The following is a 6,860-nucleotide window of genomic DNA, read 5'->3' as shown; positions in this document are numbered from 1 at the left end:
GAACCAGGACGGCTACACCCTGCGGGTGTACGGCGACGGTGACTGGGAGTTCTACCGCGGCGGCACCAAGCTGTCCAGCGGCAAGGTGGAAGCCGATGCCGAGGGCAAGTACGCTGTGCAGGTTCATGCCAACGGCAACATGATTACTGCCTGCCTGGACGGCCAGGTGGTTTACAGCTACACCGACTCCAATCCCATGGACGCAGGCCGCGTCAAGCTGAGCAGCCCCTGGAGTGTGGTCTACTTCGATAACCTGAAGGTGACCACCATCGAGGGAACCATCCCCTACGCCACCAGCATGGTGGATGGCCAGGATGACAGCGTGACCTACGCCGATAAGAGCGTGTGGGATATCACCAAGCCCGGCGGCGGCAGCGCCGACAACTGGTACCGCACCATGAGCGTGACCAGCACTGCGGGCGCTGAATTCACCTTCGACTTCCCTGTGGCCGGCACCGGCTTTGCCATTACCGGCGGCAACGACGGCAGCGCCGTTCTGGATGTCTATGTGGACGGCAACCTGGTTGCTGAAAACGCAAAAACTTCCTCCAGCGGCACCCGTTTTGAGACCTACACTCTGACCGGCCTGACCAACGACAAGCACTCCGTGAAGGTCGTTCTCAAGTCCGGCACTCTGCAGATCGACGCGCTCTACACCCTGGGTGAGGAGCTGGAAGTGAGCGGAACTGCTCTGGTTTCCATTGAGAGCGAACTGCCCACCGGGCTGACTGTTCTGAGCAATGGCCGCCTGCCCGCCAGCGCTCTGCCCAGCACCGTAATGGTAAAGGACAGCAATGGCGAAATCAAGGAGATGCCCATTGTCTGGGAAGGCAATGAACCCGACAACTTCACCAACGTGTACGGCACCAATGATGTGGTTGGTGTGGTACAGGGCGGCATCACCGTTCTGGGTATGCCCCTGACCGCAAACGTATCCGTGCAGGTCGTACCCAACAACCTGGTTTACTTCATCGATACCGTCTGCAACCTGAACGATGCAAATGCACCGGAGACCACCGAGTACTATGAACTGGTGAAATCTATGCTGGGCGATCAGCTGCTGAACGATAAGTTCGATCAGTTCAAGACCAGTGACAACACCTGGGGTCTGGTGGACACCGATGTTGGCACCAAGGGCTGGTCCGGCACCGCTGACATGTGGGCCACCGGTATTTACGGTAAGGAGAATAAGGTGGGTGAGACCATCTCCTACGACTTCTATCTGGAAGCCGGCGAATATACCATCACCTCTGCCCATCAGGAGTGGTGGTGGATGGACCGCCCGATGAAAGCTACCGTTTCCTATGGCGATACTGTTCTGGATGCGGGCACCTTCGGCGTGAGCGGCTCCAACCTGAGCCAGCTGAACGAGTTCACCTTCACGCTGGATGAGGCTGCAACCGTTCGTTACACCATCACCTGCACCGGCTCTCAGGCTCCCGTTGTGAGCTGGCTGGCCGTTGCCGATGAGAACATCGACTACGTTGCACCCACTCCGGAGCCGACCGCGACTCCTGAGCCCACCGCAGTACCCACTGCAGTACCTACTGCAACTCCCACCGCAGTTCCCACTGCAGTGCCTACTGCAGCTCCCACTGCGGTTCCCACCGCTGCACCTACTGCAGCTCCCACTCAGAAGCCCGATGAGGGCTCCACTCCCTCGGCTACCGCAGCTCCCACTGCAGCTCCCACTGCTGCACCTACTGCGGTTCCCACTGCTGCACCTACTGCAGCTCCCACTCAGAAGCCCGATGAGGGCTCCACTCCCTCGGCTACCGCAGCTCCCACTGCAGCACCCACTGCGGTTCCCACTGAGGAGCCTGCAGCAGAAGAGCAGCCGGCGGACAGTGAGGAAGCTGTTTCCTCTGAGAGCGAAGCTGTTTCCGCACAGGGCAGCGGCAGTGTACTGCCTGTTGTGATCGGTGCTGTGGTAGTGATCGCAGTAATTGCGGCCGTACTGGTTTTCGTCAAGAAGAAACAGTAAGGGACGCAAACTAGCGGAATACCCCTGCAGCGCTAAGAGCTGTAAACACTGAATTGAACAGCGGAAACCGTATATGCGGTTTCCGCTGTTCTTGGTTTGCAGAGCTGCTATAATCACAAAAAAACCGAGGTCTTTGCACAATGTCGTGCAAAGACCTCGGTTTTTTGCTTTGAAATTGGTGTTTTACCAGCGAATCGTAGTTTTTTATGCAGACAGATTCACCACAATTGCAAGAGTGTTGCTGTCCGGCTGCTCTGCCCGGATTTTCCCTTGTGCGCCAGTACGATGCTTTTGGCAATGGAAAGCCCCAGCCCATAGCCGCCGGTCTGACTGTTGCGGGATTGGTCGGTACGATAGAACCGGTCGAACAGACGGGTCAGCTGGGCACGTTCCAGAGGTTTGTCCACGGTGTTGGTGACGGTGAGCAGCGTACCGCGGTCCTGCTTTTCCAGTGTGAGAGTCAGCTGTCCGCCCTCAGGGGAGTATTTGAGAGCATTGTCCAGAAGGATGGGAACCAGCTGGCGAATGGCTTTCTCATCGCCAAGATACGAGAGCATGGGCTGCACCCGGATGGAAAATGCCTTGCCCTGGCTGGTGGCGAGAGCCGCAAAGGACTGGGCTATCTTCTCCACCGCATCCGAAAGGGGAAACTCAATGGGCGAAAGCCTGGGCTGTTCCTCTTCCATGCGGGACAGATAGATCAGATCGGCGGTCAGGCTGGTGAGACGCTGCGTCTGGCGGCGGATGTCGATGAGCCACTGGTTTTCCCCGCAGTCCATCTCGGCCAGGTCCACATCGGCGCTGATGATGGTCATGGGCGTTTTCAGCTCATGGCCTGCGTCGGTGATGAACCGGCGCTGCTTTTCATAGCTTTCCGCCACCGGCCGCACAATCCGGCTGGAGAGGATCAGCAGCAGTGCCAGCACCGCACACAGACCCAGCACAGCCAGTGAAATGCTGGCAAACAGGGTGGTGTGCAGGGAGGAAATGCTGCGCCCGCAATCCAGAAAAATTACCCGGCTGCCCCCGCTCTCCTGGGAGACCTGATAACGGTAGTTTCGGCAGAAACCGGAGGTGCGGCCGCTTGCCAGAATTTCCTGCGCATAGGAGGCGGCCAGTTCAGCATCCACAGCAGCGATCTGGCCGGTATCGATTTGCAGGACCTGGCCGTCTGTTCCGATCAATACCCAGAAAAAACGCGTCTCATAGAGAGTTTCCGGCGACATGCCGTGCCCGCTCATGCCGTCTTTTTTTCCACCGGGTGGTTTGGTCGGAACAGGTTCGCCGCCCTGAGGTTTGGGAAAGACGCCGTCGTTGGCTGCCAGCAGGGTGAGTACGCTGTCTGCATCAGAGACGATCTTGTAATAGCTCATCAGGTTGACGCCGCCCAGGATCACTGTCAGCACAATGGCCAGCGAGACCATGCAAGCGGCAATCAGCTTGCGGCGCAGGCGTTTGATCATGGCAATTCCTCCAGAGAATAGCCTGCGTTACGGGTGGCTTTGATCTGAATATCAGCCCGCAGAGCGGCAAGCTTTTTGCGCAGATAGGCAATGTATACCCAGACCACGTTAGGCTCCACCTCGCTGTCATAGCCCCAGATCCGTTCCAGAAAGCGCTCGGTGGGTACCAGCTGGCGGGGGTTGCGGAGCAGCAGCACCGGGATGGGGTTGCCCTCTGCCCGAAGCTGCCGCAGAACCTCCAGTCCGTCCATACGGGGCATCATGATGTCCAGAATCAAAGAGTCGTAATTGCCGCTTTTCAGATATTCCAGAGCATCCACGCCGTCGTGCACCGCGTCGGCGGAATAGTTGTTCTTTTCCAGCAGGGCAACAAGAGCCCGCGCCAGGGAACGCTCGTCCTCCGCCAGTAAAATGCGCATAGCAGCGCCTTCCTTCCAGTGTTGATACCACCAGCATACAGCAAAAGCCTTAATTATAATTTAAACTATGGCCCTGCAAGAGACGCGCTGTGCACTTAAAGCTGAATGAAAAATTCGACGTGGTGGTTTTGTTCCGCGCTGATTCGGTATTCGGGTTCCACATCAGTGCCCCAGCTGTCGATGCCGCCAACACCTCGAACCGCGCCCATCACGGTCACAATCGTGCGGCTGGGCGGCGGGAGCTGTTCCCGGTGATCGGCGTTCTGCAGCTCCTGGGCGGTGTAAGGCAGTGCACTGAATGCAAAGGGCTCCTTTGCCATGAGCAGCTCCAGCCGTGCGGTGGCTGCTTCCTGGGTGTTGCGCCGCTCCAGTGTCAGCCGGTGGGTGTCCATGTGCACGCCGCAATCCTGGGGAACCAGATAGTCCGGGATATGGGGAATATCGCTGTGACGGCCGAAGGTGGCGCCCTTTTTCCGATCGGGATAGGTTTCGCCGGAAAGGCCCGTCCAGCCAAAGGAGGCTGCCGGCTCCGGCAGAACAAAACGAACACCGAATACAGGCAGCTCGGGCAGCTCCGGCGCGCCCTGGAATTCGGCGCGCACCCTCAGGCTTCCCTGGGCATCCACCGAGTAAATCATTTCCACCGATGCGCCGGGAACCGCGGCGAATTCAAAGAAATAGGCGATCTCTACCCGGCGGGGGCCTTTTTCACGGACCTCCCAGCGGGTGCAGCGGGGCAGTGCATCCGCTGCCATCCAGGCAGCGCTCTTTGCGGCAAAGGCGTTGCCGATGTCGTTTTCCGTGGCTGCCCGCCAGAGTGCGGGGCGAGGCGCACGATAGAGCCACTGTGTGCCCTGGGAGATCAGCGAAACCGGGCCGGCCTCGGTGTAGGAGAAGAGAACCTCAAATCCCTGGCCCTGTACGCCCAGATTCACATCGCCCTCAATGACCACCAGATCGGCGGCGGATTGGGCCTGACGGGCGTTTTCAGCGTGCAGAGAGGCCACCTGTTGGGCAGACAGGCGGCTGGCCTCCACGTTCTTTTGATCGTGCAGAGAACGCTGCTCAGGGCTGGAATACCAGTAGCGTACCTCCTGCATGGCGGGCTTTTCGCTGCCGTCGGCGAACACGATGCCGTTGGCGCTGAAGTTGTAGTCGGTGGGACGCTCACCGAAGTCGCCGCCGTAACCCAGTACCCGGCGGCCCAGGCAGTCGGTGTGCCACAGGGCCTGATCCATATAGTCCCAGATGAAGCCGCCTTGATACTGGGGGAATTCCTCGCCCAAGCGAATGTAGCTTTCCATGCCGCCCAGGCTGTTGCCCATATCGTGCATGTATTCGCACAGGATAAAGGGTTTTTCCGGCTTGGCCTCCAGATACTCCCGGATGGCCTGCGGAGTGGCGTACATACGGCTTTCCATGTCGCTGATGGAGTCGAAGGCCCGGTTGTGGAACACACCCTCATAATGCACCAGACGGCTGGGATCGTTCTCGTGGAAGAAGTGGGTCATGGCCAGAATATCCTCACCCGCGTAGGATTCGTTGCCGCAGGACCAGATCAGAATAGCGGTGTGGTTCTTGTCCCGCTCGAACATGGAACGGGCACGATCCACCACGCATTCCTTCCACTGGGGCAGGCTGCCGGGCACGTTCCAGCTGGGCTCCACTGCGCCCATCTTCTGCCAGGAGCCATGGCTTTCCAGATTGGTCTCATCCATGGTATAGATGCCGTTTTCATCGCACAGCTCATACCAGTGGCTCTGATTGGGATAGTGGCAGGTGCGCACCGCGTTGATGTTGGCCCGGCGGAAGGTGGCCATGGCGCGGTCCATGTCCTCACAGGTGATGGAACGGCCCCGCTCTGCGCTCCATTCGTGGCGGTTTACGCCGTTGAATACCACTCGCTCGCCGTTCAGAAGCATCAGGCCGTCCCTCAGCTCAAAACGGCGGAAGCCGGTACGGTAGGGAACCAGCTCCGCCAGGTTTCCCTGCCGGTCCTTCAGGAGGAACAACACCGAATACAGCACCGGATGAGCGTGGTCCCAGGGCTGAATGTCCGGCAGATGAAGAGCCGTTTCGCCGCTGGGGTCGATGGGACCGTCAAAGAGACAGCGGCCCAGAGGGTCAGTGATCCGGCAGGTTACAGAGCAGCCGTCGGTTTCGCCGGAGAGCAGCAGCCGGGGAGCGAGGGTGCCGGTGGTGTTGTCCTCCTCCAGACCGGCGCGCAGCCAGAGATCCTCCACATGGATGCGGGGCTTGGCGTACAGATACACCGGGCGGAAGATACCGCTGAACCGGAAAAAGTCCTGATCCTCCAGCCAGCTGGCGCTGCATCGCTTATGGACCTCCACGCAGAGCAGGTTGCCGGTGGGACGGATAAACTCCGTCAAATCGAAGTGGGCAGGGGTGAAGGAATCCTCGCTGTAGCCGACGAAATGACCGTTCAGCCAGAGATAAAAGGCCTGCTCCACGCCTTCAAAACAGATGCACACCCGTTTGCCCGCAAGCTCTGGGTCAAGGTCGAACCGGTGAACATAGCTGCCCACCGGCGCATTGTCCCAGTCAATCTGGGGCGGGCGCAGATTGCTGCGGCCGTCCCAGGGATACATGGTGTTGATGTACTGAATCTGGCCGTGGCCCTGGAGTTCCACATGGCCGGGTACCTGGATGGGGCCGAAGGCCGAGCGGTCGAAATCCTCCTGCCAGAAATCTGCCGGGCGGGCAGCGGGGCAGGGGCTGTAGGCGAACTGCCATTCCCCGTCCAGACTCTGACGCAGAGCCATTCGGCCCAGCGCCAGCTCCTGCTCGTTCTGGTACCAGCGATGATCGGAATGAGCGGGCAGCCGGCCCACCGCGAAGACCTCGGGGTCCACGAGCCATTTTAAATCAGGATGCATAAAAGTTCCCTCACTTTTGCTTGCTGCGCAGACCAGCTCCGCGCAGCGATGAATTCTATTCATATTATAAAAGAAGGGGGCATTTTGTCAGCAAAAT

Annotated in this window: 4 protein-coding genes; 1 reads left to right on the top strand and 3 read right to left on the bottom strand. The window is 59.1% G+C overall.

Going from position 1 to position 6,860, the window contains the following annotated elements; translation table 11 throughout:
- A partial coding sequence (locus B5F28_RS14735; protein ID WP_343212750.1) for an Ig-like domain-containing protein occupies positions 1 to 1,984 on the top strand: 1,984 nt, incomplete at its 5' end.
- Positions 1,985 to 2,202: 218 nt separating this feature from the next.
- Here B5F28_RS14735 and B5F28_RS08615 read toward each other — a convergent pair.
- The 3 genes from B5F28_RS08615 to B5F28_RS08605 form a co-directional block, all read right to left on the bottom strand.
- Positions 2,203 to 3,447: a sensor histidine kinase gene (locus B5F28_RS08615; RefSeq protein ID WP_247643443.1), complete on the bottom strand. Its 1,245-nt coding sequence runs from the start codon at positions 3,445 to 3,447 to the stop codon at positions 2,203 to 2,205.
- Positions 3,444 to 3,866 carry a response regulator transcription factor gene (locus tag B5F28_RS08610; protein WP_087295259.1) on the bottom strand — a complete coding sequence of 141 codons (423 nt, stop codon included), beginning with the start codon at positions 3,864 to 3,866 and terminating at the stop codon, positions 3,444 to 3,446. The genes B5F28_RS08615 and B5F28_RS08610 overlap by 4 nt, the downstream gene beginning before the upstream one ends.
- 95 nt (positions 3,867 to 3,961) lie before the next feature.
- Positions 3,962 to 6,763 carry a glycoside hydrolase family 2 TIM barrel-domain containing protein gene (locus B5F28_RS08605; RefSeq protein ID WP_087295257.1) on the bottom strand — a complete coding sequence of 934 codons (2,802 nt, stop codon included), beginning with the start codon at positions 6,761 to 6,763 and terminating at the stop codon, positions 3,962 to 3,964.
- Between the last annotated feature and the right edge of the window lie 97 nt (positions 6,764 to 6,860).

Source organism: Gemmiger sp. An194, from assembly GCF_002160145.1.
GTDB lineage: Bacteria > Bacillota > Clostridia > Oscillospirales > Ruminococcaceae > Allofournierella.
The sequence above is the reverse complement of the archived record's forward strand: the minus strand, read 5'-3'. Positions and strand labels throughout refer to the sequence as shown.